Annotated in this window: 20 protein-coding genes; 13 read left to right on the top strand and 7 right to left on the bottom strand. The window is 63.0% G+C overall.

Features of this window, described 5'->3' with window-relative positions:
• The first annotated feature begins 1,141 nt into the window (after positions 1-1,141).
• From QA637_RS28435 to QA637_RS28425, 3 genes are all read left to right on the top strand, one after another.
• Positions 1,142-1,321: a hypothetical protein gene (locus QA637_RS28435; RefSeq protein WP_153443061.1), complete on the top strand. Its 180-nt coding sequence runs from the start codon at positions 1,142-1,144 to the stop codon at positions 1,319-1,321.
• 342 nt (positions 1,322-1,663) lie between these two features.
• Complete coding sequence (gene hutC / locus QA637_RS28430; RefSeq protein ID WP_428843179.1) at positions 1,664-2,329, top strand: histidine utilization transcriptional repressor HutC; 666 nt, start codon at positions 1,664-1,666, stop codon at positions 2,327-2,329.
• Positions 2,330-2,682: 353 nt separating this feature from the next.
• The gene (locus tag QA637_RS28425; RefSeq protein WP_283066153.1) at positions 2,683-4,644 is read left to right on the top strand and encodes an elongation factor G; all 1,962 of its coding nucleotides are present in this window, start codon (positions 2,683-2,685) and stop codon (positions 4,642-4,644) included.
• Between the two features lie 39 nt (positions 4,645-4,683).
• Here QA637_RS28425 and QA637_RS28420 read toward each other — a convergent pair whose 3' ends face one another.
• Positions 4,684-5,268 (bottom strand): dioxygenase family protein, encoded by a 585-nt coding sequence (locus QA637_RS28420; RefSeq protein WP_283066152.1) that lies wholly within the window; start codon positions 5,266-5,268, stop codon positions 4,684-4,686.
• Positions 5,269-5,545: 277 nt separating this feature from the next.
• Positions 5,546-6,745: a multidrug effflux MFS transporter gene (locus tag QA637_RS28415; RefSeq protein ID WP_283066151.1), complete on the bottom strand. Its 1,200-nt coding sequence runs from the start codon at positions 6,743-6,745 to the stop codon at positions 5,546-5,548.
• 216 nt (positions 6,746-6,961) lie between these two features.
• On the opposite strand from QA637_RS28415, the gene QA637_RS28410 reads away from it, so the two are divergent.
• A complete protein-coding gene (locus QA637_RS28410) occupies positions 6,962-7,666 on the top strand; it encodes a TetR/AcrR family transcriptional regulator (protein ID WP_153443052.1) in 705 nt (234 codons plus the stop codon).
• Positions 7,667-7,676: 10 nt separating this feature from the next.
• Here QA637_RS28410 and QA637_RS28405 read toward each other — a convergent pair whose 3' ends face one another.
• Both QA637_RS28405 and QA637_RS28400 read right to left on the bottom strand, forming a co-directional pair.
• Positions 7,677-8,885, bottom strand: a complete 1,209-nt coding sequence (locus QA637_RS28405) for a BaiN/RdsA family NAD(P)/FAD-dependent oxidoreductase (RefSeq protein ID WP_283066150.1) — start codon at positions 8,883-8,885, stop codon at positions 7,677-7,679.
• A gap of 102 nt (positions 8,886-8,987) precedes the next feature.
• Positions 8,988-10,031, bottom strand: a complete 1,044-nt coding sequence (locus tag QA637_RS28400; protein ID WP_153443048.1) for a substrate-binding domain-containing protein — start codon at positions 10,029-10,031, stop codon at positions 8,988-8,990.
• A gap of 394 nt (positions 10,032-10,425) precedes the next feature.
• On the opposite strand from QA637_RS28400, the gene QA637_RS28395 reads away from it, so the two are divergent.
• From QA637_RS28395 to QA637_RS28370, 6 genes are all read left to right on the top strand, one after another.
• Complete coding sequence (locus tag QA637_RS28395) at positions 10,426-11,688, top strand: ABC transporter substrate-binding protein (RefSeq protein ID WP_283066148.1); 1,263 nt, start codon at positions 10,426-10,428, stop codon at positions 11,686-11,688.
• A gap of 137 nt (positions 11,689-11,825) precedes the next feature.
• Positions 11,826-12,809 (top strand): carbohydrate ABC transporter permease, encoded by a 984-nt coding sequence (locus QA637_RS28390; protein ID WP_153443044.1) that lies wholly within the window; start codon positions 11,826-11,828, stop codon positions 12,807-12,809.
• Positions 12,809-13,639, top strand: coding sequence for a carbohydrate ABC transporter permease (locus tag QA637_RS28385; RefSeq protein WP_153443042.1), 831 nt, complete (start codon positions 12,809-12,811; stop codon positions 13,637-13,639). The genes QA637_RS28390 and QA637_RS28385 overlap by 1 nt, the downstream gene beginning before the upstream one ends.
• 62 nt (positions 13,640-13,701) lie before the next feature.
• The gene (locus QA637_RS28380) at positions 13,702-14,730 is read left to right on the top strand and encodes an ABC transporter ATP-binding protein (protein ID WP_153443040.1); all 1,029 of its coding nucleotides are present in this window, start codon (positions 13,702-13,704) and stop codon (positions 14,728-14,730) included.
• Between the two features lie 69 nt (positions 14,731-14,799).
• Positions 14,800-15,585: a ThuA domain-containing protein gene (locus QA637_RS28375; protein WP_153443038.1), complete on the top strand. Its 786-nt coding sequence runs from the start codon at positions 14,800-14,802 to the stop codon at positions 15,583-15,585.
• An 8-nt stretch (positions 15,586-15,593) separates the two neighbouring features.
• Complete coding sequence (locus QA637_RS28370) at positions 15,594-16,676, top strand: Gfo/Idh/MocA family protein (RefSeq protein WP_153443037.1); 1,083 nt, start codon at positions 15,594-15,596, stop codon at positions 16,674-16,676.
• A gap of 69 nt (positions 16,677-16,745) precedes the next feature.
• Here QA637_RS28370 and QA637_RS28365 read toward each other — a convergent pair whose 3' ends face one another.
• The 3 genes from QA637_RS28365 to denD are packed head-to-tail and all read right to left on the bottom strand — an operon-like array spanning position 16,746 to position 20,421.
• Entirely contained in the window at positions 16,746-18,530 is a 1,785-nt protein-coding gene (locus QA637_RS28365; RefSeq protein WP_283066145.1) for an IlvD/Edd family dehydratase, read from the bottom strand.
• Positions 18,527-19,438: an NAD(P)-dependent oxidoreductase gene (locus QA637_RS28360; protein WP_283066144.1), complete on the bottom strand. Its 912-nt coding sequence runs from the start codon at positions 19,436-19,438 to the stop codon at positions 18,527-18,529. Before QA637_RS28360 ends, QA637_RS28365 begins: the two co-directional genes overlap by 4 nt.
• Complete coding sequence (gene denD / locus QA637_RS28355) at positions 19,438-20,421, bottom strand: D-erythronate dehydrogenase (protein WP_283066143.1); 984 nt, start codon at positions 20,419-20,421, stop codon at positions 19,438-19,440. The genes QA637_RS28360 and denD overlap by 1 nt, the downstream gene beginning before the upstream one ends.
• A 199-nt stretch (positions 20,422-20,620) precedes the next feature.
• On the opposite strand from denD, the gene QA637_RS28350 reads away from it, so the two are divergent.
• From QA637_RS28350 to QA637_RS28340, 3 genes are all read left to right on the top strand, one after another.
• Positions 20,621-22,012: an FAD-binding oxidoreductase gene (locus QA637_RS28350; protein ID WP_428843178.1), complete on the top strand. Its 1,392-nt coding sequence runs from the start codon at positions 20,621-20,623 to the stop codon at positions 22,010-22,012.
• Between the two features lie 45 nt (positions 22,013-22,057).
• A complete protein-coding gene (locus tag QA637_RS28345; protein ID WP_283066141.1) occupies positions 22,058-22,765 on the top strand; it encodes a FadR/GntR family transcriptional regulator in 708 nt (235 codons plus the stop codon).
• 204 nt (positions 22,766-22,969) lie between these two features.
• On the top strand, positions 22,970-24,136 hold the full coding sequence (locus tag QA637_RS28340; RefSeq protein ID WP_153443028.1) for a fumarylacetoacetate hydrolase family protein: 1,167 nt from the start codon (positions 22,970-22,972) through the stop codon (positions 24,134-24,136).
• Positions 24,137-24,149 lie beyond the last annotated feature (13 nt).

The raw sequence follows: 24,149 nt of genomic DNA, 5'->3' as shown, positions 1-24,149 counted from the left end.
CGCCATCTCCGAAAACTGCGCAAAATTCGGCGATAGGGCCCTATCTGCGCAGTTAGACTATGCGCCGATTCGTTGCCAATTTACAAACGCTTAACAAAAGGACCGTTTATCCCGCCCGGACGCGGCGTATTGTGAATTTCTCTGCTTAACAGTTGTCCGCGGACAACTTTTATGAGTAGGCGCTCGATTCGGTTGTCCGCGGACAACCGGGCCGCTGTCGTTGCGCCTGCGACGTTGCTGCGAGTCTCCGCCGGCGACATATGCTTTTTGAAGCCAAGTAGATTGGACCGTTGCCCGCAGTACGCGGACGGTAGCGCAATGGGGTTGGCCGATGCCTTCTTTGACGCACAGCTCCTCATCGATCTCTCATTCCTGTGTTCTCAGCAGCACTGCGCCGGCGGCGCGAGAGGCCTGCTCCACGCAACGACGGCAGCGCTTTCGCACCAGGCCAATCCCGTCCCGCTGCGCCCGCCACTTCGCCGCGAGTCATTCACGGCGCGGACGCGCCGTGGCTCTCAGGCCTGCGAAGAGCACAGGGTGACGGAGCGCCGGGGTCGACCGCACAAAATGCATCAGCGGCCGAACACTTATCGGCTGGCTTGATTCACTCGAATTCGCGAGAATTCGCTCGTCAAGTTAGTTGGACGGTGAGGCAAGGGGCGCCCCATCCCTGCTCTCATCCACTTGTCAGAAACACGTGGAAGGGGCTTTTCAGCCCAAGGAATTTGGGTCGGCAGGATTCCTGTGACAAGCACGAGGGATGATGACGGAGGAGAATCCTTGCTGTACCGCGACCGATGAAGCAGCCGTACGCTGCTGTCGAGTACCAGGGCGGTTGCCGCCGAGATAAACCTAACAGTTTGAATTTGTTCGGTTCCTTTTTGGGCATCGGCGGCAGAATGGCCGATCGGAACGGGTGACGTGAGTCCGCACGTTATTCCAGCTACCTGACCCTGGGAATCCGCCCGTGATTCGTGCGACGTCGAGCTTGTCCGCGGAGCTGCAGAAGGATGGCCCGGTGCAAGGCAACCTCGATTAGCGGCCAGCGTAGACACTTAAAACATAAATTTTGTAGACTATTGACACGCCGCTCGATTGTGGCACGATTGTGTCTGACAACGCGAGCAGGGAAGGGCTCTGCATGTTCTATCTCGGTGGAATGACGCTTGGCTATTTCGAGCCGCCGGTGCCCAAGGCGTTCTTGCGCGACAAAAAGGTCGCTTCGACTGTCGTCCGTAATGATGTCTCGGCGGAGCATGAACGGGATCAGGAACAAGAGTGGGCGCGTGCGTTCCTGACGCCTTGGCATCTCCTCTACTGAATAGGACTGGTCCAGGAAGGGCGGGGCAAGAGCGTGACGCGGCTCTCGTACGCATCTCGGCTTCCGAAGACGATGTCGAGTCTGTGCCGCCGGCTCCCATCCTGACCATGTTTGTCCACTCGGAGGGCGCCATCGTAACACTTTGATTGTGCAGCATCCGCCGTGGAAAACCGGCGGGCGTCTTCGCCGGGACTGTTGCCGCGGCAGTAAATGTTTAAGGTACGGGGTCAGCCACCAGCCGAGGATCCCGCCATTCCCAACGATCGTTCTTCCCACGGGGAAAAGCGTCCAGACCAGCCGCTCTCCCTGCACCAGCGGATTCTCAGTGACGTCGAGGGGCATATTCTGTCCGGCGACTGGCCGCCGGGACATCGTATTCCTTTCGAGCACGAGCTGACCGAGCAATATGGTTGCTCGCGCATGACCGTGAACAAGGCGCTGACCGAGCTCGTCAAGAAGGGATTGATCGAGCGGCGGCGCAAGTCCGGCAGCTATGTCACTTTTCCGCACGTCCAGTCGGCGGTCATGGAAATCCACGACGTCAAACTCGAGGTGCAGTCGCGCGGTCTCGAATACGGCTATCGTCTCGACGAGCGGCATGTCCGCAAGGCCAGTGCCGACGACACGGGACGCATAGACCTGCCGGCCTCGGCGCGGGTGCTCGCCATCACCTGCCGGCATCTGGCGAGCGGCCGCCCGTTTTGCCTCGAGGAACGGCTCATCAATCTTTCTGCGGTGCCCGCGGCGGAGGCCGAAGCGTTCGATACTGTCTCACCCGGTTCCTGGCTGCTTGGCAAGGTGCCGTGGAGCACCGCCGAGCATCGCATCCGGGCCGTGGCAGCGAGCCGTCAGGCCGCGCAAGCCCTCGGGGTCGCGGTCGGATCGCCCTGCCTGGTCATCGAACGACGGACCTGGAGCGGCGGTGCGCCGGTGACCAGTGTTCGGCTGACCTATCCGGGCGATCGCCACGAACTGGTGGCGCAATTTGCGCCGAGCGCCATTGGGTAGATAGCGCAACAAGGGTGAATGCGGGCGCAGCGGTGCTTGGCGCGGCTTTTCGTTGTTCGGGTCCGCGACCTTTTCCCAAGATCGTCAATCTCAGCCTTGCGCACTGAAGGGAGCGGGTGCACCCTTGGTCAAGCCTCGACCTCGCGGGGGAGGGCGCGCGCCCGGAGGGAGCCATCGATCTCCCGGCACTGTGCCTGAGCGCGGTACCTTGGCCCGCTGCATGTTTCCTTAAGTCGCAGTCGAATTAAGGAGACCCACGGCGCTTTAGATCACGAGCGGGATGCGGGCGGAAAACCGCGCATACCTTCCTCATCCCGCAATAGAAAGGTGTCATCGTGGTAGGAGGATCGCAGATGCGCTGCTTCACGGTACTTGGGCCTTCGCAGACCGGGAAATCCACGCTCGTGGAAAAGCTTAGTCTGCTCGAGGGCCAGCCAAGAAAATCCGCCTCTCCCTATGGCTTGAGCCTGACGGAGTTCGAATTCGGAAGCGAAGAGTGGTGTGCGTTGGACACGCCCGGAACCAACGAGGCGCTGGCGCATGCGCAGGATGCGTTGCTCGCCAGCGATGCCTGTGTGCTCTGCGTTTCGCCGGCTCCGGAGGAGGCCGTGCTGGCGGCGCCCTATCTCAAGGCGATCGAGGCGTCGGGAACGCCCTGCATCCTTTTCGTCAACCGCATGGATGAGCCGAGGGGACGGCTGAGGGATCTCGTCGCCGCCCTCCAGGACTATTCCAACCACCCTTTCGTCCTCAGGCAGATCCCGATCCGCGACGGTGACAAGATCATCGGCAGTTGCGACCTGATTTCCGAGCGCGCCTGGCGCTATCGGGAGGGCCAGACGTCAGCGCTTTTCGAACTGCCCGAAAGCGTCGTCGAGAGTGAACACGAGGCGCGCGCCGAACTCTTAGAGCATCTTTCCGAATTCGATGACTGGCTGCTGGAAGAACTCATCGAGGACCGCGAGCCGGCGAGCGACGCAATCTATGCCATCTCGAAGCGCGTCTTGAGCGAAAACAAGATCATCCCGGTGCTGGTCGGTGCGGCAAGCCACAGCAACGGCATTCTGCGCCTGATGAAGGCGCTTCGTCACGACGCGCCGCGGGTCGAGGCGCTCAGAAAACGCCTTGCCGCGGACGGCGGCATCGCCGATGCGACACTTTCCGCCGTCAGTTTTCACGCCCATCATCGCCCGAGCGTCGGCAAGACAGTCTTTGTTCGCGCGCTCGACAGTGGCGTGAAGCAGGGGACCATGCTCGGCGGCGCCGGGCTCGGGGCCTTGCAGGATCCGGCGAACGGCCGCCCGCTCGCATCGGCGACACCGGCGCCCGGTCAGGTATTCGCCGCCGTGAAGTCCGATCACCTCGTCGTGCCGTCGCTTTTGACAGCCAATGCCACCGTCGCGCCGCCGGAATGGACGACTCCGCCGACGCCGATGATGGAGCGGATCCTGGTGCCGGAAAGCGAGCGCGACGAGACCAAGCTTTCCGAAACGCTTGCCAAGCTTTCCGAAACCGATCGCGGCCTGAAGGTCATGCAGGAGGAGGGGACCGGCGCGCAACTGGTCTGCGCCCAGGGGCCGGTGCACCTGCGCGACCTGTGCCGCACGCTTTCCGACGTCTTTCATGTCGCGGTCAGCGAGCAACCGCCGAGCCCGATCTATCGCGAAACGATCTCGAAGTCGTCGGACGTGCATTATCGTCACCGCAAGCAGACCGGCGGCGCCGGCCAGTTTGCGGACGTGAAGCTCAGCGTTCACCCCAATGAGCGCGGCGGCGGATTCACCTTTGCCGAAACCGTCAAGGGCGGTGCCGTTCCGAGAAACTTCATACCGGCGGTCGAAGCAGGCGCGCGGGAGGCGATGGACAAGGGCCCGCTCGGCTTCAAGGTCATCGACGTCGGCGTGATGCTGACCGATGGCCAGCACCACTCGGTCGACAGTTCGGAATACGCGTTTCGCACGGCGGGAAAGATGGGCGTTCGCCAGGCTCTCTCACAGGCCTCGGCCGTGCTGATGCAGCCGATCTTCCGCGTGGAGATCCATATCCCCTCGATCTATTCGGGAAGCCTCGTGCCGGTCGTTTCGACGCTCAAAGGGCAGGTCCTCGGTTTCGACCGGGACGAGGCGGCGAAGGGATGGGATATCTTCCGTGCCCTCATTCCAGGCGCAGCGCTCGATGACCTCGCGCGGTCGCTCAGATCCGCCACACAGGGGATCGGCTATTTTTCCAAGGGCTTTGATCATTTCGAGGAGCTTTACGGCAAGGAAGCCCAAAGCGTGATCACCGCGCATGGAGCGCATGCGAATGAGCATTGAGTGGACCCCTTGGGGCCGGGCCGCCCCGCGCGCTGCGCCTCAGACGACAAAATCAAACCGGCCGAATTTGCCGTCGGCAGTGTTGCGGATATCGAGCAGCAGTGCGTCCGAATAGAGCCCGTCGCTGGCATTGGCCGGTTCGTTCGGAAAGAAGAGCTGCGTCGTGAGCAGCCCGCCGCCGCGGCGCTGCACGCGCAGATGATAGTGCCGGGTCCTGCCAGTGTAACGCGCGGGCACGATCGTGCCGAACCACCAGCGGCCGTTTGCATCGGTGAACTGGTGCGCGCGCAGTCGGAAGCCGCTCGTGTCATAGGCGCCGGTTTCGTCGGCATGCCAGATCTCGACGAGGCTGTTGGCGAGCGGCCGGCAGTTGGCGTCGAGGACGTAGCCGGCGAGCGTGATTCGCTCGCCATCGGGGGAGTCGGCAAAAAGCTCGTGACGCATGGGCGCGTCGGGTTTGTAGAAGGGACCCGCTGTGCGCGCAAGCGTCAGGTCGCGATCATTGCCGCAGGCGGGCGTCGGCGGCAGCGGGCGCCGTTGCGCGGCGGCCTGGCGGAGGCTGACGATCGGCAAGGCGGGGATCGCCAGAAAGGCGGTCAGAAGTGAACGTCGCGTCGGAAGCATGGCAGGCCTTTCACGCCTCTACAGCGCCGCGCGTCTTATCAGATGCGCAAAGGGCACCGTAGCAGTTTGCTTTGCTGCATGTTTGTGTCCCTAAATCAGCTACCATTTAAGGAAACATGCAGTGTCCGGCGCGCCCCTGAGCCAGGATGTCCTTGGTATTGCGCCGCACCCGTCGATCGACGTTAGCACGTAATCGACGGGAGCAGCTTCACAAAGCGGTCATCGGCCTGTCGCTGGCCGACCTGCCCGCGCATCCTTTCGGACGCGGGGGAATTGTCTATTCCGCAGCAACGACCCGACGGCGACGGCCGATCGTTGCCTGGGTAACGAGGAAGGCGCCGAGGGCGCAGAGCGCGATGCCGGCCACCATCGGCAGGGCGGTGCCGTCGAAGAAGATGCTGGTGATGACCATCGCCACGGCGGAGGTAACGAAATGCAGCGTTCCCATCAGCGCCGATGCGGTGCCGGCGATCTCGCCATGGTCCTCGAGCGCCAGCACCGACGACGTCGGGATGACGAGACCGAGGACGCCGTAGCCGACGAAGAGGAAGGCCGCCATGACCGGCAGCTGATTGATGCCGAAGCTCATGACGGCGAACATGCTGACCATGGTCAACGCGAACATCGTCACCGCCATCCGCATCAGACGGACGAGGCCGAAACGTTCGCCGAGCCAGCCGGTCGCCTGGGAGACGGCGAAGAACGAGACTGCGTTGATCGAGAAGGCGAAGCTGTATTGCGTCGGCGTCAGGCCGTAGTGGTCGATCAGGACGAAGGGCGAGTTCGCGAGATAGACGAGGAAGCTAGAGATGCCGAGGCCGCCGATGAAGGTCAGCGTCAGGAAGTTGCGGTCGCCAAGAAGCAGGCGGTAGGCGGCGATCGCGCTGCCGATGGTGCTGTCCGAGCGGTGCTCCTTCGGCCGCGTCTCCGTGAGCTGCGTCGAAAGCAGCACGAGCCCGATCACGGCGGCAATCATCACCGCATAAAAGACGCCGCGCCAGCCGTAGAGTTCGATCACGGCGCTGCCCGTCAGCGGTGCAAGGATCGGCGAAATGCTGAAGACGAGCATGAGCAGCGACATCAGCCGCGCCGCCTGGACGCCGGTGTGCATGTCGCGCACGACCGCGCGCGGAATGACCATGCCAGCGGCACCGCCGATGCCCTGAAGGAAGCGGAACGCAATCAGCGTCTCGATGTCGCTTGCGACCGCGCAACCGATGCTCGCGAGCGCGAAAAGCCCGATGCCGAGATAGAGCGGCGCCTTACGGCCCCAGATGTCCGAAAGCGGCCCGTAGATGAGCTGGAACAACGCGAAGGAGATGAAGAAGGAGAGCAGGCTCAGTTGCACGACGTTGTTTTCAGCGCCGAGATCCTTGCCGATCGAGGGCAGGGCCGGGAGGTACATGTCGATCGCAAACGGCCCGATGGCCGATAAAAGTCCGAGAATAATGGCAGTGCGTAGAAATGAGGCCGTCATGATGATGCTCTTTCAGAAACCGCGAAGGCAAAGCCGGATGCACCTGCCGGCCCATCGCTGTCGCTAAAGGTTGAAACGGAAAAGCGGCCGCCGGACAGGCAGGATGCGGCTTGGGAGGATCGCATCCGCCCGCGGCTGCTCGTGTCTAACAAATTGGACACGCGTGTAAACTTAGACGCCATTGTCTAATTCGTCAACACGTCCTATTTTCAGGGCATGAAAAAACTTAAAGCGCCGCAACCGAAGCCGGGCGGCCCCACTCAGAAAGGCCAATGCGCCAAACGCGTCTCGATTTTGGACGCCGCTGCCGAAGTATTTTGCCGCGAAGGTTTTGCCGGCGCCAGCATTGACGAAATCGCGATGGAAGCCTGTGTCTCGCGGCAGACCGTCTATAACCACTACCGCGAAAAAGAGACGCTGTTCATGGCGGTCGTTCAGGACATTCTGGACCGCGCCAACGCCGCGTTGTTTTCGATTCTGGCGACCTTTCCCGACAACGGCGACAATCTCGAAGACGATCTGACCGCCTTTGCCGTTCGCCTCAACAAGAACTGCGTTTGCAATCACGACGGAAAGTTCATCCGCAAGCTGGTGCAGACGGAGGGCGAGCGTTATCCGCACCTCTTCGAGATCTGGCGCCAGCAAGGTCCGGGCAAGATCGGAACCGCCCTGGCGGCGCTCTTTGCCCGGCTTTCTCATGTCACGCGGCTGGATATCGACGACTTCGATCTCGCCGCCAAGCAGTTCCTTGCTCTGGTCAATGCCGATCTGCAGATGATCAGCTCCCTCGGCGGAGCGCCGACCGACGAGGAGCTCGAAAAGTCTGCGCGCGCAGCCGTGCGCACCTTCTTGCGCGCCTATGGCAGACGGCCGGCTCGAGAGGCTGGCGGCGTCGAAGAACTCCGCCCGGAGACTGCCTGAACGAAGTCTGTTATAACCGCAGCCAGGCCTCGATCCCGCGCGCCGCGGCGCGGCCCATGGCAAGGCAGGCAGTCAGCAGATAACCGCCGGTCGGCGCTTCCCAGTCGAGCATTTCGCCGGCGACGAACACGCCCGGTAGCGCCTTCAGCATATAGTCGTCATTGATGCTCTCGAAGCTGACGCCGCCTGCCGAGGATATCGCCTCTGCGATCGGCCGGGTTCTTAGAACCGGAATCGGCAAGGCCTTGATCAGGCTTGCGAGTTCATGCGGATCGGCCTGAAGGGCTGCAGGCGCCAGCTCCCGCACCAAGGCGGCCTTGACGCCTGAAAGGCGTGCGGCTTTGCGAAGACGGTTGGAGAAACTCGCCTTGCCTTGCTGCCGCTCAAAGTCGCGGGCAAGGCGTTCCACTGTTCGTCCGGGCACGAGGTCTAGCACGAGTGTGGCCTCGTTGTCGTGCTCGAGTCGGTCGCGCAGACCCGACGCATGGGCATAGACGAGGCTGCCCTCGACGCCGTGCCGCGTCACCACGAACTCGCCCGGAAAGACGCCGGCATCGGACGAAGCCGTCACCGATTTCAGCGGTTCGCCGGCGAAACGGTCGCGAAAGGTTTCGCTCCAGGCGACGTCGAAGCCGCAATTGGCGGGCCGAAAATCACTGATCGCAACGCCTTGGTCGCGCAGCAAGGCCAGCCAGCTAGCATCGGAGCCGAGCCGCGGCCAGCTTGCCCCGCCAAGCGCCAGCAGGGCCGCGTCGCAATGGACGACCGTTTGTCCCTCCGGCGTCTCGAAGGCGTAGCCCCCGTCCTCGAAACCCGACCAGCGATGACGGGTGCGAAGTTTGGTACCTTGCGCTTCCAGCCTGCGCAGCCAGGCGCGCAAGAGCGGGGACGCCTTCATGACCTTCGGAAAGACGCGGCCCGAGGAGCCGACGAAGGTTTCCGTGCCGAGCCCGGCTGCCCAGTCCCGCACGTCGTCCGGCGTGAAGGCGTCGAGGGCAGGGCGCAGCCGGTCCGACCCGGCGCCGAAACGCGTCCTGAAAAGGCTATAGTCCTCGGCGTGCGTGATGTTGAGGCCGGATTTGCCGGCGAGCAGGAACTTGCGCCCGACCGTCGGCATGCTGTCGTAGATCGTCACCGAATGGCCGAGGCCGGACAAAACCTCCGCCGCCATGAGGCCTGCCGGCCCACCGCCGATGATCGCGATCTCACTTGTCTTCATCTCTGCCTGTCTGACTTCGAATCTTTGCGCGCAGTCTTGGCCTGCCAAAGGGCAGGGCGCAAGGGCGTGTCGGCCGGCGCGATCGACGTTACCGGCGGATGGTCAGCCTGTTCTGTCCGGAATTGCGTTTGAGTGCGGCACCGGGCCGGTGGACTCGCGCAGGATGAGTTCGACCGGCCAGAGCTCGTGAATTTCGCTCGCGGGCCTCCCGCCCAGGAGTTGCAGCACGAGGTCTGCCGCTCGAGCCCCGGCGGCGCGGATGGAGGAGCGGGTCGCCGACAGCGACGGAACCATGTTATCGGCCGTCAGATAAGGGAAGACGTCGTCATGGGCGATGACGGAAATGTCGCGTCCGACGACGAGTCCGCGGGATCGCACCGCCCGATAGACCCCGAGCGCCGTCATCATCGAGCCCGCGACGAAGGCGGTGGGGCGCGGCGATTGCTCGAGCAAAGACCGCGCAAAGCGGAAACCGAGCTCATCCGTAAAGTGGCCGTGGACGACAAGGCGAGGGTCGAAGGCAATCCCGCGTTGTTCCAGCGCGTCGCGGTAACCCTTGTCGCGATGAAGCGAGAAGGTGAAGCCGGCGCCGCCATTGATCATCGCGATCTGCCTGTGGCCAAGGTCGAGGAGATGCGACGTTGCCCTGCGAATGGCGCCCTCGTTGTCGATGTCAAGCCAGGCATGCGGGACGTCAGTCTCCGACCTGCCGTGGACCAGGAACGGAACGCCGAGCTTGTGAAGGAGACCTATGCGCTCATCATCGGGCTTCGGCGAATGGACGATGATGGCATCGACGCGGCCGCTGGTCACGAGCCGGCTATAGATCTGGATCTCGTCGCGCGTTTCTTGCTCGGCCACGGGGCTGACGAGGATGTCGATGTCCTCCCCGTCCAGCCGTTCGGCCATGCCGCTCATGAATTCGGAAAACTGGAACTCACCTTTGCGTCCCATGACGACGCCGATGGCCCCTGCCCGGCCGGTGACAAGTCGCACGGCATTGATGTTCGGGCGATAGCCGAGGCGGACGGCCTCTTCCGCCACGCGTTGGCGGGTCTTCTCGCTCACCTCCGGATAGCCGCTGAGCGCGCGGCTGACCGTCGTCGGCGAAAGGCCCAGTTGGCGGGCGAACTCCTTCAGTTTCATCTGGGCTCTTATTCCCTTAAACCCCGTTGCTTCCCTTAAACCCCGTTGCCCGATCAGGAATATACGCCTTCGTCGCCAGGGACAACCGATCGCGGATCGTCGGCTATGAGGCAGAATAAGGTCTTCGGGCCGGGCGACATCTAGCCAAAGCGTTTTAAATAAGTTTAAAAAAGAGGTGATTTCCCGTGCGATTCTCTGAAGCTCTAACAAGAGTTGTAAACAGCATAACAATTTGAATCTAAACACATTGTTCAGGGATAATCAAATTTGCAGCGGGTGACGCATCCTGCATATTGACAAGTTTTACGCCTTCTGACAGCTTTTATCAGCCAAACCGTTTTCGAATTTGCTGAGGAGGCATCGAGCGGTTGGAGATCTGGAGGAGCGATCGACCATGACACTGCTGCTGAGGACCTTGACTGTTTTCGCCACACTCGGCGCTGCCGATCTGGCCGCTGCCGCGGAGCTCTCGCTTGCGGCCAATACCACCGGCAAGAATGTGAATTTCATGCGCGAACAGCTCGACCTGTTCGAGAAGCAGACGGGCCATAAGGTCAATCTCGTCACCATGCCGCCGTCGAGCAGCGAACAGTTCAGCCAGTATCGTTTGTGGCTCGCCGCCGGAAACAAGGATGTCGACGTCTACCAGACGGACGTCATTTGGGCGCCGCAGCTGGCGGACCAGTTCATCGACCTGACGGAAGCGACGAAGGACGTCGTCGGCGACCATTTCCCTTCGATCATTCAGTCGCAGACAGTCAATGGCAAGCTCGTCGCGCTGCCGATCTTCACCGACGCGCCGGCGCTCTACTACCGCAAGGACCTGCTCGAAAAATATGGCAGGACACCGCCGAAGACCTGGGATGAGCTGGCGGCAACCGCCAAGGAGATCCAGGAGAAGGAGCGCGCTGCGGGCCAGGCGGATATCTGGGGCTTTGTCTTCCAGGCGAACGCCTACGAGGGGCTTACCTGCAATGCGCTCGAATGGATCAAGTCCTCCAGCGGCGGCCAAATCGTCGAGCCGGACGGCACGATTTCCGTCAACAACGAAATGGCGGCCGCCGCCATAGATCGGGCCAAGGAATGGATCGGCACGATCGCACCGGAGGGTGTGCTTGCCTATCAGGAGGAGGAATCGCGCGGCGTCTGGCAGACGGGCAATGCCGTGTTCATGCGCAACTGGCCCTATGCCTATGCGCTTGGAAACGGCGATGACAGCGCCGTCAAGGGCAAGTTCGAGGTCATGCCGCTGCCGACCGCGAGCGACGGCGAGGAGCCTTCCTCCACACTCGGCGGCTGGAATCTCGCGGTTTCGAAATATACCGACGAGCAGGAGGCGGCGATCGAGCTGGTGAAGTTCCTTTCGTCGAAGACGGTACAGAAGGCGCGCGCCCTGCAGCTCTCGCAACTGCCGACGATTGCTTCGCTCTATGACGATCCGGACGTCGCGGCCGCGCAGCCCTTCATGCCGAACTGGAAACCGATCTTCGAGAGTGCTGTGCCGAGGCCGTCGGCCGTCACCAAGGTCAAATACAACGAGGTTTCCTCGAAGTTCTGGAGCGCCGTGCACAATACGCTCTCCGGCAACGGAACCGCCGCCGAGAATCTCGAGCTGCTCGAAATCGACCTGACCGAGCTCAAGGGCGACAGCTGGTAAGCCTCCCCGAGGCAGGCAAGCGCCGATAATTCGCATTCGCTTCCTTGCCTTGCAGCCGTCGCCGGGGATGGCGGTCGGATCGGCCGCCATCCCCCTCGAAACCAGCGGCGAAAGCCGAACGCAGGGGAGCCTCAGTCATGACCGATCTTACCGTCGCGGATCCGCCGGCCGCACTCGCGAGCCGCCTGCACGTCCATTCAGACTTGAGAGCACAGCGCGTCCGCTCCGCGTGGGTCTTCCTGACGCCGACGCTTCTCGTGCTGGCGCTCGTCGCCGGATGGCCGCTCGTCAGGACGATCTATTTCAGCTTCACCACTGCATCGTTGACCAATCTCGCGGGCGCCGAGTTCATCGGCTTCGATAATTATCTCACCTGGATCACGCTGAAGAGCGGCCGCACCATCTATCGCGGGTTGCTCGCCGATCCCGTCTGGTGGAACGCCGTCTGGAACACGCTGAAGTTCACCTTGATTTCCGTCAGCATCGAGACGGTGCTCGGGCTCGTGGTGGCCTTGGTGCTGAACGCGCAATTTCCGGGGCGCGGACTGGTGCGGGCCGCCATACTCATCCCTTGGGCGATCCCGACGATAGTGTCGGCGAAGATGTGGGCCTGGATGCTCAACGACCAGTTCGGCATCCTGAACGACATACTGCTCGGCCTCGGGCTGATCAGCCAGAAGGTCGCCTGGACCGCCAATCCGGACACGGCAATGATCGCCGTTCTGATCGTCGACATCTGGAAGACGACGCCTTTCATGGCACTCCTCGTCCTCGCTGGCCTGCAGATGGTGCCGGGCGATATCTACGAGGCCGCGAAGATCGATGGTGTTCATCCGGTGAAGGTATTCTGGCGATTGACGCTGCCGCTCATTCGCCCGGCGCTGATGGTCGCGGTCATTTTCCGCATGCTCGACGCGCTGCGCATCTTCGACCTGATCTACGTGCTGACGCCGAACAATACGCAGACGAAGACGATGTCGGTGCTGGCGCGCGAGAACCTTTTCGATTTCGACAAGTTCGCCTACGGCGCCGCCGCCTCGACCATGCTCTTTCTCATCATTGCCGCGATCACCGTCCTTTACATGTGGTTCGGGCGGGTCAATTTTGAAGGAGAACGCTGATGGCCGTCATTGTCGCAAAGCGTGCCGCCTTTTACGCCCTGGTCGTCGTTATCATCGCGATCGCCGTCTTTCCCTTCTATTATGCGGTGCTGACGAGCCTCAAATCCGGGACTGCACTCTTCCGCGTCGATTATTGGCCGACGGAACTCTCCCTTGCCAATTACAAAAGCGTCGTCTCGCATGGCAGTTTTCTGCGCAATCTCGGGAATTCGCTGCTGGTCGCGACCTCGGTCGTCGCCATCTCCCTGCTGTTTGCCGTGACCGCCGCCTATGCGCTCGGGCGGGTGCGGTTTCGCGGACGGGCCCTGCTGCTACTCACCATCCTGTCGGTGTCGATGTTTCCGCAGATCGCGGTGCTTGCTGGCCTGTTTGAGCTCGTCCGCTCCGTGGGCATCTTCAACACGCCGCTGGCGCTGATCTTCTCCTACATGATCTTCACGCTTCCGTTCACCGTCTGGGTCCTCACTACCTTCATGCGCGACCTGCCGGTCGAGATCGAGGAAGCGGCGATCGTCGACGGCGCCTCGCCCTGGGTGATCATCACCCGCGTCTTCATGCCGCTGATGTGGCCGGCGCTGGTGACGACGGGACTGCTCGCCTTCATCGCCGCCTGGAACGAGTTCCTTTTTGCGCTGACATTCACCTCGTCGGACACGCAGCGCACCGTGCCGGTCGCCATTGCGTTGCTCTCGGGCAGCAGCAACTTCGAAATCCCCTGGGGCAACATCATGGCCGCGTCTGTGATCGTCACGGTGCCGCTGGTCGTCCTGGTGCTGATCTTTCAGCGGCGGATCATATCCGGCCTCACGGCCGGTGGCGTCAAAGGCTAGGGCGGACGAGGAAAACTGTGGGCGGCTTCCCACTCGCATCCCGCTTGATTTAGGAGAAGGAAATGGCAGAGCTACAGTTGCGGGACATTCGCAAGTCCTTTGGTTCCTTCGAGGTCATCAAGGGCGTCAGCATGGATATCCGGACGGGCGAGTTCATGGTTTTCGTCGGGCCGTCCGGCTGCGGCAAGTCGACTTTGCTCCGGCTGATTTCGGGCCTCGAGGAAATCACCTCGGGAACGCTTGCCTTCGACGGTGAGGTCGTCAATCAACTTGCTCCGTCCCGCCGCGGTATTGCCATGGTGTTTCAGTCTTATGCGCTTTATCCGCACATGAACGTTTTCGACAATATGGCCTTCGGCATGCAGCTCGCCGGCAAGGACAAGGAACATTGCAGGAAAAGGGTCGAGGCGGCGGCCGAAATGCTGCAGCTTACCCCCTATCTCAAGCGCTTGCCCCGCCAGCTCTCCGGCGGGCAGCGGCAGCGCGTGGCGATCGGCCGCGCGATCGTGCGCGACCCCACGGTCTTCCTGTTCGACGAACCGCTTTCCAATCTCGATGCGGCGCTGCGTGTGGCGACCCGCATCGAGATCGCAAAACTCCACCGCAGCATGCACAACACGACGATGATCTACGTGACGCACGACCAGGTGGAGGCGATGACGCTTGCCGACCGGATCTGCGTCCTGAGGGACGGGCTTGTCGAGCAGATCGGCACGCCGCTCGAACTCTATGAAAGCCCGAACTCGATCTTTGTCGCCGGCTTCATAGGCTCGCCGAAAATGAACTTTCTGGAGGGCGCCTTCGCGGAGCCCTATAAGGCGCAGACGATCGGCGTCAGGGCGGAGCATCTGGAAATCGTCGAGAACGCCGGGCAGTGGAGCGGCACGGTCGTCCACGCCGAGATGCTCGGTTCCGACAGCTATGTTTATATTGACATCGGCGCCGGCGAGCCGTTGATCGTCCGGGAAAGAGGGATCTCCAGGCATCATCCCGGACAAACCGTGGAGATTTCCCCGGCCGCCGGCCACATTCATCGCTTCGATGCGGCAGGACGCGCGATCGGCCGCACGGAATTACGCGGCGCGGCATAATCCCGCCACAAGTTAGCCACCAGACAAATGCATCCGGCAGCGGATGCCGAAACCACGAGGAGAATGACCTTGGCTATCAACACCATCGTGTGGGGTGAGAACATCCACGAGCAGACGAATGCGGTGGTTCGGGAGATTTACCCGAACGGCATGCACAACACGATCGCGGCGGCGCTGAACGAGGACGTGGCGATTGCCGCGACGACGGCGACGTTGCAGGAGCCGGAGCACGGCTTGAGCGACGAACGGCTGGCTTCGACCGACGTGCTCGTCTGGTGGGGCCACAAGGACCACGGCGCCGTCGACGATCGCGTCGTCGAGCGCGTGGCCAAGCGCGTGTGGGAAGGCATGGGGCTGATCGTGCTCCACTCCGGCCATTTCTCCAAGGTGTTCAAGCGGCTGATGGGCACGCCCTGCGCGCTCAAATGGCGCGAGGCGGGCGAGCGCGAGCGCGTCTGGGTCGTCAACCCGCGCCACCCGATCGCCGCCGGTCTCGGCGAGAATTTCGTGCTGGAAAACGAGGAGATGTATGGCGAACAATTCTCCGTGCCGGAGCCGCTGGAGACGGTGTTCATCTCCTGGTTTGCCGGCGGCGAGGTGTTTCGCTCGGGGCTGACCTGGCGGCGCGGTGCCGGCAACATCTTCTATTTCCGTCCCGGTCACGAAACCTATCCCACCTATCACGATGCGACGGTGCAGACGGTGCTGCGCAACGCGGTAAAATGGGCGCACAATCCGCAGGGCACGTACAAGGCGATCCACGAGGCGCCGAACGTGCCGGTGGAGAAGGCGCTGGAGCCGATCGTCGAGCGGGGGCCGAAGCTCCACCAGGCCGGCGAAGCAGGATATCGATGAGGTCCATCATGCGTTTGCTTATTCTCGGAACCGGCGGCATGGCCAACAGCCATGCGCTAGCATTTGCCAAGATCGAGGGCGTCGAGCTTGTCGCCGCCGTCGATGTCGACCCGTCGCGGGCGCGCGCCTTCGCCGAAATGCACGGCATCGACCGTGTCTTCACGTCGCTCGAGGACGCGATCGCCTGGGGCGAATTCGACGCGGCGACCAACGTCACGCCGGACAAGGCCCATCATCCGACGACGCTGGCCCTGATCGCCGCCGGCAAGCACGTGCTGTGCGAAAAGCCGCTGGCGGAAAACTACGAGAAGGCCGCCGAAATGGCCGCAGCGGCGGAGCGCGCCGGTGTCGTCAACATGGTGAACCTCACCTACCGCAATGTGGCGCCGCTTCAGCGGGCACGCGAGCTGGTGCTTGCGGGCGAGATCGGCGGGGTGCGCCATCTCGAAGCCTCCTACTTGCAGAGCTGGCTGGTGTCGAAGGCCTGGGGCGACTGGGCGAGCGAATCGAAATGGCTGTGGCGGCTGTCGACCAAGCACGGCTCAAACGGCGTGCTCGGCGATGTCGGGATCCATATCCTCGATTTTGCCGGCTATGGCGCCGGCAGTGCGGTCGAGCGGGTCTTTGCCCGGCTGAAGGCGTTCGACAAGGCGCCCGACAACCGCATCGGCGAATACGACCTCGATGCGAATGACAGCTTCGCGATGACGGCGGAGTTCGAAAACGGCGCGATGGGCGTGATCCATGCCAGCCGCTGGGCGACGGGTCATCTTAACGAGCTGAGGTTGAGGCTGCACGGCGACAAGGGCGCGCTGGAGGTGATCCATACGCCGGACGGCTCGCGCCTCAAGGCCTGTCTGGGCCCCGATGTCGAAAAGGCGATCTGGCGCGAGCTCGACGCCGGGACGGTGCCGACCAATTACCAGCGCTTTGCCGCGGCGGTCGCCGAACGCCAGGCGGTCGATCCCGACTTCCGCCACGCCGCAAATCTCCAGAAGGTGCTCGATGTCGCCATCGAGACCGAAAAGGAACGGCGCGAACTGGATGTCGAGGACACGCCTTCGGTCGAGGAACAGCGCGCTGTAGGTTGATGGGCAGGTCGAACAGGAGAGGCAACGGCGATCGCACGGGGGCCTTTGCCCCGTGCGGTCGCGAGATCGTTAGTGGTTGTGCCGCGGCGGCGTCCTGGAGATCTGGCGGAACGCGTCCGCATCCCTGATCGTTGCGCCGTCGGCGAGCTCAGTCACGGTCTGGCGGTAGATCATCTGCCAGGGTGTGGCGTCACCCGGTACCTTCGGAATGCCCTCGGCCTTGCGGCGCTCGATCTCGGCGTCGTCCACCAGCATGTCGCAGAGGCCTTTGTTGAAGTCGATGCGGATGGTGTCGCCGGTGCGTACCCAGGCAAGGCCGCCGCCGGCGGCGCTTTCGGGCGAGGCGTTGAGGATCGACGGGCTGTCTGCCGTGCCGGACTGGCGGCCGTCGCCGATCGTCGGAAGGCTCATGATGCCGCGCTTCAGCAGATGATCCGGCGGCTGCATGTTGACCACTTCGGCCGAGCCTGGCCAACCCTTGGGACCGGCGCCGCGGATCACCAGGATGCAGTTCTCGTCGATATCGAGCGAGGGATCGTTGATCCGCTTGTGATAGTCCTCGGATCCGTCGAAGACGATGGCGCGACCCTCGAACACGCCCTCGCGTCCCGGCTCCTGCAGATAGCGCTGGCGGAAGCTGTCGGAAACCACGCTCATCTTCATGATGGCGAAGTCGAAGAGATTGCCCTTGAGGACGAGGAAGCCCGCGCGTTCGCGCAGCGGCTCGGCAAAAGGCCGGATCACTTCGCGGTCGTCGGATTCTCGGCCTTCAAGGTTTTCTGCCATGGTCTTGCCGGTGACCGTCGGACAGCTGCCGTCGATCTTGCCGGCCTTGAGCAACTCCCACATGATCGCGGGCACACCGCCGGCACGATGGAAACGTTCGCCGAGATAGGCACCCGCCGGCTGGACATTGGCGAGCAGGGGTATGTCGTAGCCATGGACCTGCCAATCGTCCGGGTTGAGCGTTACGCCCGCATGCTTGGCCATCGCCATCAGGTGCGGCTGGGCATTGGTCGAGCCGCCGATGGCAGAATTGACCTTGATCGCGTTCAGGAATGCCTCGCGCGTCAGGATGTCGGACGGCTTGATGTCTTCCAGCACGAGCTCGACGGCGCGGCGGCCGGTGCGATAGGCCATCTGGCCGCGTTCGCGGTAGGCTGCCGGGATCGCCGCACAGCCGGTCAGCGACATGCCGAGCGCTTCGGCCATGGCGTTCATCGTGGAAGCCGTGCCCATGGTGTTGCAATGGCCAACCGAGGGCGCGGAATCGAGGGCCGCTTCGAGGAACTGCTCGCGGGTTATTTCGCCGGCGGCATATTTGCGGCGCGAACGCCAGATCACGGTGCCGGAGCCGACGAGATCGCCGTCGTTCCAGCCGTCGAGCATCGGTCCGCCGGAAAAGACGATGGCCGGAATGTCGACGGTCGAGGCGGCCATCAGCGCCGAGGGCGTGGTCTTGTCACAGCCGGTCGTCAGGATCACGCCGTCGAGCGGATAGCCGTAAAGGATCTCGACCAGTCCGAGATAGGCGAGGTTGCGGTCGAGCGCCGCCGTCGGCCGCTTGCAGTTCTCGAACAGCGGATGGGTCGGGAACTCGATCGGAATGCCGCCGGCATCGCGGATGCCGTCGCGCAGGCGCTTCGCCAGCTCCAGATGGTGGCGATTGCAGGGGTTGAGGTCGCTGCCCGACTGGGCAATGCCGATGATCGGTTTGCCGGACCTGAGCTCTTCCGGTGTGGTGCCGTAGTTCATGAAGCGCTCCAGGTAGAGCGCCGTCAGGTCCAGGTGCTCGGGATTATCGAACCAGTCCTGCGAGCGCAGCCGCCGGGTGGCCTTCTTGTCGTCGGTCATTGATCGTCCTTCCGTTCGCTGGCGTTGACCTTCTCCAGATGCAATAGAAGCGCGCTGTGGTCCTTTTCGCCGCCGCCGTCGGCGACGAAGTCACGGAATTCGCTGCGTACCATGGCCGTCAACGGCAATTCCAGATTGAGGAGATCGGCCATGGCGGCAACGGCGTCCAGGTCCTTCAACTGCAGCCGAGAGGGGCCGCCGGGAGCGAAGGTGCGGTTCACCATGCGGGCGCCGTGCAGGTCAAGAATCCGGCTTTCGGCGAAGCCGCCGCGAATGGCGTCACGGAACCTGCCGCGATCCGCGCCGCCGGCTTCCACCAGGATCATCGCCTCGGCAACCGCGCCGATCGTGATGGCGACGATCTGCTGGTTGGCCAGCTTGCAGATCTGGCCGGCGCCGGCGGGGCCGACATGCGTGACGCGGCCTAGCGCGGCAAAGACGTCCGTAAGGCCGGCGATAACCTCGGCCTCGCCGCCGGCCATGATGGCGAGCGTCCCGGCTTCGGCGCCGACGACGCCGCCGGAGACCGGGGCGTCGACGTGGGCGACGTTGACCCCAGCGAGGCGGGCGGCGTGATCCCGGGCGATCGGCGGGGCGATCGACGAGGAATCGACGACGATCGCGCCGGCCTTCAGCACATCGGCGACGCCGGCTTCGAACAGAACCTGGCCGACCGCGTTCCCATCACTCAGCATGGTGAAGACGATGTCGGCATCACGTGCAGCGTCGGCGGCCGTCGCGGCTATGTTTGCGCCATCGGCCGCCAAGGCTTCGGCCTTGGAGGCGTCACGGTTCCAGACGGTGACGGGAAAACTTGCCTTCAGCAGGCGGCGCGCCATCGGCGCGCCCATGAGCCCGGTGCCGAGAAAGGCAATGCGCCGGGACGCGGTCGCTTTCTCCGCGGTCATCAGAGCTTGCCTCCCAATTCGTCCTCGATGTGGACCTTGATGATCTCGTCGAAGGACTTTTCAGCGGTGAAACCGAGTTCGATGGCGCGCTTGGCTTCGAAACCGGGCGCCCAGCCGGCGCACATGCGCATGATCATCTCGTCGGGTTCGCGACGGATCAGCGACACGGCCTTCTCGCCAGCTACGCGGCGCAGAGCCTCGATCTGTTCGCCGACGGTGGCGCTGAGGCCCGGCATCGAAAGATTGCGGCGCGGGCCGACCTTTTCGACGTCGATGGTCGCGCCGTGAATCAGGAAGCCGACGGCCGAGCGCGGCGAGGCGTGCCAGTGGCGGACGTCCTCGGAGACCGGAAGTACGGCTTCCAGGCCGACCAGCGGCTCACGCAGGATGTTGGAGAAGAAGCCGGAGGCAGCCTTGTTCGGCTTCCCCGGACGGATGCAGATGGTCGGAAGGCGGATGCCGATGCCGTCGAAGAAGCCGCGACGCGAATAGTCCGACAGCAAGAGTTCGCAGATCGCCTTCTGGGTGCCGTAGCTGGTCAGCGGCGTGGTGTGGAACTCGTCCGGGATCGGGTAGGGCAGGGGAGCGCCGAAGACGGCGATCGACGAGGTGAAGACGACACGCGGCTTGTAGCCGTCCTGGCCGTGGGCGATGCGGATCGCGTCGAACAGGTAACGGGTGCCGTCGAGGTTGATGCGGTAGCCCTTGTCGAAGTCGAGTTCGGCTTCGCCCGACACGATGGCGGCGAGGTGGAAGATCACGTCCGGCCGTCCGGCAACGAGGCGCTCGGCTTCGCCGGCAGACGAAAGGTCAACGGTTTCAAGGTTCGTCTTGCCGGTGAAACCCGCCGGCGCTTCCGGGGTGACGACGTCGACCAGCGTCATCGCTTCGATGGCGCGGCCGTCCAGGTTTCCGTCCTTTGCAAGACGTGCCGTGAGCTTGCGACCCACCATGCCGGCGGCGCCGATGATCAGAATGTGCATGTGATTACTCCTCCATGCTTTCGTTCGCACCTTCCGACGAAGGTGCGCACCACTCAACCGAAAAAAGCCATTGTAAGGTTGTCTGATAACCTTATATGATGCGTTTGAAAACAGAATAATTGGTGTCCCGCACAGGTCGTCGGCGCCGGGGCGGGAGGGGCATGTGAGCGTGAGCATCCAGTCGTATCAGCAGAAATTCGTGGACGCCCTCGGGGCAGACCTGGTCCTCCTCGGGAAAGAGATGGAGCGCTATTGTCGAGACTGGCACGGCGACGTGACCACCGGAGCGATCGCCGTCCTTCGTCCGCGCTCCACCGAGGATGTCTCGAAGGCGGTGCGCGTCTGCGCAGAACTCGGCGTCGCGATCGTGCCGCAGGGCGGCAACACCGGCCTTGTGCTGGGTGCGACGCCGGATGCGCCGGAAAACCAGGTCGTGCTCAGCCTCGAGCGCATGAGTACCATCCGCCGGATTGACGCCGACGATTTTTCGGCGGTCGTCGAGGCGGGCACTATCCTTTCCGAATTCAAGGACAAGGTCGAGGAAGCCGGAATGTTCTTTCCGCTCGCGCTCGGTGCGCAGGGGTCCTGCCGAATCGGCGGCAATGTCTCCACCAATGCCGGCGGCATCAATGTCCTGCGCTACGGCATGACGCGCGAACTGGTGCTGGGGCTGGAAGTCGTCCTGCCCGACGGTTCGGTTTTCGAAGGCTTGTCGACGCTGCGCAAGGACAATCGCGGCATCGATCTGAAGCAACTGTTCATCGGAGCCGAAGGTACGCTCGGGATCATTACGGCGGTCGCGGTGAAGCTGATGCCGATGCCGGATCAGGTGGTCACCGCCCTTCTGGGATTGAATTCGCTCGACGACGTGATCGCGCTCTACCGCCGTGCCCGCCGCGACTGCTGCGACCTCCTGTCGGCTTTCGAGTTCATGCCGCCGCTCGCCTTCACGCTGGCGCGCGAGGCGATGCCGGACCTCGCCATGCCGATGTCGGGCGACCACCCGGCCTATGCGCTGCTCGAAATCTCGGGCTCGGGGCTGGTCGATGTGTCGGATCTGATGGAGCGCTTCCTTGAAGGTGTCATGGGCGACGGTCTCGTGGTCGACGGGGTGGTCGCCACGTCCAAGGCGCAGGCACGCAATCTCTGGCTTTTCCGCGAGGGCATGAACGAAGGGCAAGCCAAGCGCGGTCCGCACTTGCGCACCGACGTTTCCGTTCCGCTGTCGCGGCTCGCCGACTTCGTGCGTGATGCCGAGAAGGCCGTTTACGACGCACTTCCGGAATGCGTCTGCGTCTCCTACGGCCATGTCGGCGACGGCAACGTGCATCTGAACGTGCTGCCGCCGGGTGACCTGCCGCGCAGTGAGATCGATGCGCGGATCTACAGGGCGAAGAAGATCATCAACGACGTGCTCGACGGCTATCACGGCTCGATCAGTGCCGAGCATGGCATCGGTCGCTTGAAGAAATCCGACTTCGACACGCGTCTCACCGAGGTTCGGCGCAAGCTGCTGACCGCGGCGAAGACGGCGATCGATCCGGATCTTCGGATGAACCCCGGTTGCCAATTGAGTTTCGCGAGGGATTGATGGAAAACCCTCACGTGACGCGGAGGAGGCGGGACGTAAAAGACGATGGAATTCGGACATATCAGGCGAAATGAACATCTGCCGGCGCGCATTGCCGGTCAGATTGCGCGCGACATCACCGAGGGCCGGATGCGTCCGGGCGAAAAGCTGCCGACCGAACACTTTCTGGCGAAGGCGTTGGGCGTGAGCCGGTCCGTGGTACGTGAGGCGATTGCGCAGCTGCGCAATGAAGGACTGGTGGAGACGCGCCAGGGTGTCGGTGCCTTCGTCACCGAGCCTCACGCACGACCGATCCGCATCGAGCAGGATGAGCTCGCCGACCGCGAAAGTTTCCGTGATCTCTTTCAGTTGCGTGTGCCGCTGGAGATCGAGGCCGCGGGCCTGGCCGCGCTGCACCATACGGCCGACGACCTTGAGCGTATCGACGAAGCGCTCGCCAGCATGAGCGGCGCGGAAAAATGGACGGCGGAAGGCATCCTCGCCGACCTTGCGTTTCACCGCGCGGTGGCCGCCGCGACCGGAAACGAATACTTCTCGGTCTTCATCGGGTTCATCGCGGAGCGCATCAGTGTGGCGATCAATGCCGCGCGGGCGGCCGCGGTTCTGGAGGAGATCGTCGAGGTGACGATCGAGGAGCACGTCGCCTTGCGCGATGCCATTGCCAGCCGGGATCCGAAGCGGGCGAGGGAGGCGATGAAGGCGCACCTGTTGGGGGCGGCGAGGCGGCTCGACCTGACGCTCGAGGCCTATTGAGCTCGCATTTGATCAAGCCAATCGTCGAGAGTCTGTGGAAATTGTGAGGACAGTCTCAAGCGTGGCGGCTTTTTGAGCAGTCGTGATTTTGAACGCTGGACAGTGCGGCGGAGTCCGACTAAAACGATTCAGGAGCGTTGTCAGACATCCTGACAATAAGGCAAGGCAGCAGGAGGCCGCTGCCTGGGAGACATTCAAGGGAGGATGGACTTGGTTTCCAAGCATTCACTATCCGCGGCCGGAATTTTGCCGGAAGACGCAGCGCAGGCCGTTCTGGTCGGGCGTGTGTGGTCGAAGGCCGTCGATGGCCCATGTCCGGTCCTGCTGCGCGACGGACGTTTGCTTGACCTGACGACCGTCGCCGCCACCGTTTCCTTCCTGTTCGAGCAGGACGGGCTGGTCGACCGGCTGAAATCCGCGACCGGTCTCGCCGATCTCGGCTCCCTCGACGATTTCCTCTCCGGCAAGGCGGGCGAACTTCTGGCACCGATCGACCTTCAGTCGATCAAGGCGGCTGGCGTCACCTTCGCCGACAGCATGCTCGAGCGCGTGATCGAGGAGCAGGCCAAGGGCGATTCCTCCCGGGCACGCGAAATCCGCGACCGGCTGGCGCCGGTGCTCGGCGACAGCTTGCGCGGTCTCGTGGCCGGTTCGGAGCAGGCGGCAAAGGTCAAGGCGCTGCTGCAGGACATGAATCTCTGGTCGCAGTACCTCGAGGTCGGAATCGGCCCCGACGCCGAGATCTTCACCAAGTCGCAGCCCATGTCGTCCGTCGGCTGTGGCGACACGGTTGGCATTCATCCGATCTCGCAGTGGAACAATCCCGAGCCAGAAGTCGTGCTCGCAGTTCGTTCCGACGGCACGATCCTCGGCGCCACGCTCGGCAACGACGTGAACCTGCGTGATGTCGAAGGCCGTTCCGCCTTGCTGCTCGGCAAGGCGAAGGACAACAATGCGTCCTGCTCGATCGGTCCGTTCATTCGCCTGTTCGATGAGAACTTCACGATCGACGACCTGCGCAAGGTTCGCGTCTCGCTGCTGGTCAAGGGCGAGGACGGTTTCGAGATGGCCGGTGAAAGCCCGATGGAAGCGATCAGCCGCAGCCCGGAAAACCTGGTGTCGCAACTGCGCAACCGCAATCACCAGTATCCGGACGGTGCGGTGCTGTTCCTCGGCACCATGTTCGCGCCGGTGAAGGATCGCCGTGGCGTCGGACAAGGCTTCACGCACGAAGTGGGCGACCGGGTGGAAATATCGACGCCGAAGCTCGGGCGTCTGGTGAACTGGGTTGATCGCTGCGATGCCTGCCCGGAGTGGACCTTCGGGGTCGGCGCCCTCATGCGAAACCTCGCCAAGCGCGGCCTCTTGTAATTTTCGAACGGGG

Origin of the sequence: Sinorhizobium terangae (genome assembly GCF_029714365.1) — a bacterium.
GTDB lineage: Bacteria > Pseudomonadota > Alphaproteobacteria > Rhizobiales > Rhizobiaceae > Sinorhizobium > Sinorhizobium terangae.
The sequence above is the reverse complement of the archived record's forward strand: the minus strand, read 5'-3'. Positions and strand labels throughout refer to the sequence as shown.

Coding starts and splice junctions, on each gene's coding strand:
- QA637_RS28385 (WP_153443042.1), top strand. CDS start 12,809: ATGGCCGTCATTGTCGCAAAGCGTGCCGCCTTTTACGCCCTGGTCGTC.
- QA637_RS28425 (WP_283066153.1), top strand. CDS start 2,683: ATGCGCTGCTTCACGGTACTTGGGCCTTCGCAGACCGGGAAATCCACG.
- QA637_RS28405 (WP_283066150.1), bottom strand. CDS start 8,885: ATGAAGACAAGTGAGATCGCGATCATCGGCGGTGGGCCGGCAGGCCTC.
- QA637_RS28415 (WP_283066151.1), bottom strand. CDS start 6,745: ATGACGGCCTCATTTCTACGCACTGCCATTATTCTCGGACTTTTATCG.
- QA637_RS28400 (WP_153443048.1), bottom strand. CDS start 10,031: ATGAAACTGAAGGAGTTCGCCCGCCAACTGGGCCTTTCGCCGACGACG.
- QA637_RS28345 (WP_283066141.1), top strand. CDS start 22,058: ATGGAATTCGGACATATCAGGCGAAATGAACATCTGCCGGCGCGCATT.
- QA637_RS28420 (WP_283066152.1), bottom strand. CDS start 5,268: ATGCTTCCGACGCGACGTTCACTTCTGACCGCCTTTCTGGCGATCCCC.
- QA637_RS28410 (WP_153443052.1), top strand. CDS start 6,962: ATGAAAAAACTTAAAGCGCCGCAACCGAAGCCGGGCGGCCCCACTCAG.
- QA637_RS28380 (WP_153443040.1), top strand. CDS start 13,702: ATGGCAGAGCTACAGTTGCGGGACATTCGCAAGTCCTTTGGTTCCTTC.
- QA637_RS28340 (WP_153443028.1), top strand. CDS start 22,970: ATGGACTTGGTTTCCAAGCATTCACTATCCGCGGCCGGAATTTTGCCG.
- QA637_RS28395 (WP_283066148.1), top strand. CDS start 10,426: ATGACACTGCTGCTGAGGACCTTGACTGTTTTCGCCACACTCGGCGCT.
- QA637_RS28435 (WP_153443061.1), top strand. CDS start 1,142: ATGTTCTATCTCGGTGGAATGACGCTTGGCTATTTCGAGCCGCCGGTG.
- QA637_RS28390 (WP_153443044.1), top strand. CDS start 11,826: ATGACCGATCTTACCGTCGCGGATCCGCCGGCCGCACTCGCGAGCCGC.
- QA637_RS28370 (WP_153443037.1), top strand. CDS start 15,594: ATGCGTTTGCTTATTCTCGGAACCGGCGGCATGGCCAACAGCCATGCG.
- QA637_RS28365 (WP_283066145.1), bottom strand. CDS start 18,530: ATGACCGACGACAAGAAGGCCACCCGGCGGCTGCGCTCGCAGGACTGG.
- denD (WP_283066143.1), bottom strand. CDS start 20,421: ATGCACATTCTGATCATCGGCGCCGCCGGCATGGTGGGTCGCAAGCTC.
- QA637_RS28360 (WP_283066144.1), bottom strand. CDS start 19,438: ATGACCGCGGAGAAAGCGACCGCGTCCCGGCGCATTGCCTTTCTCGGC.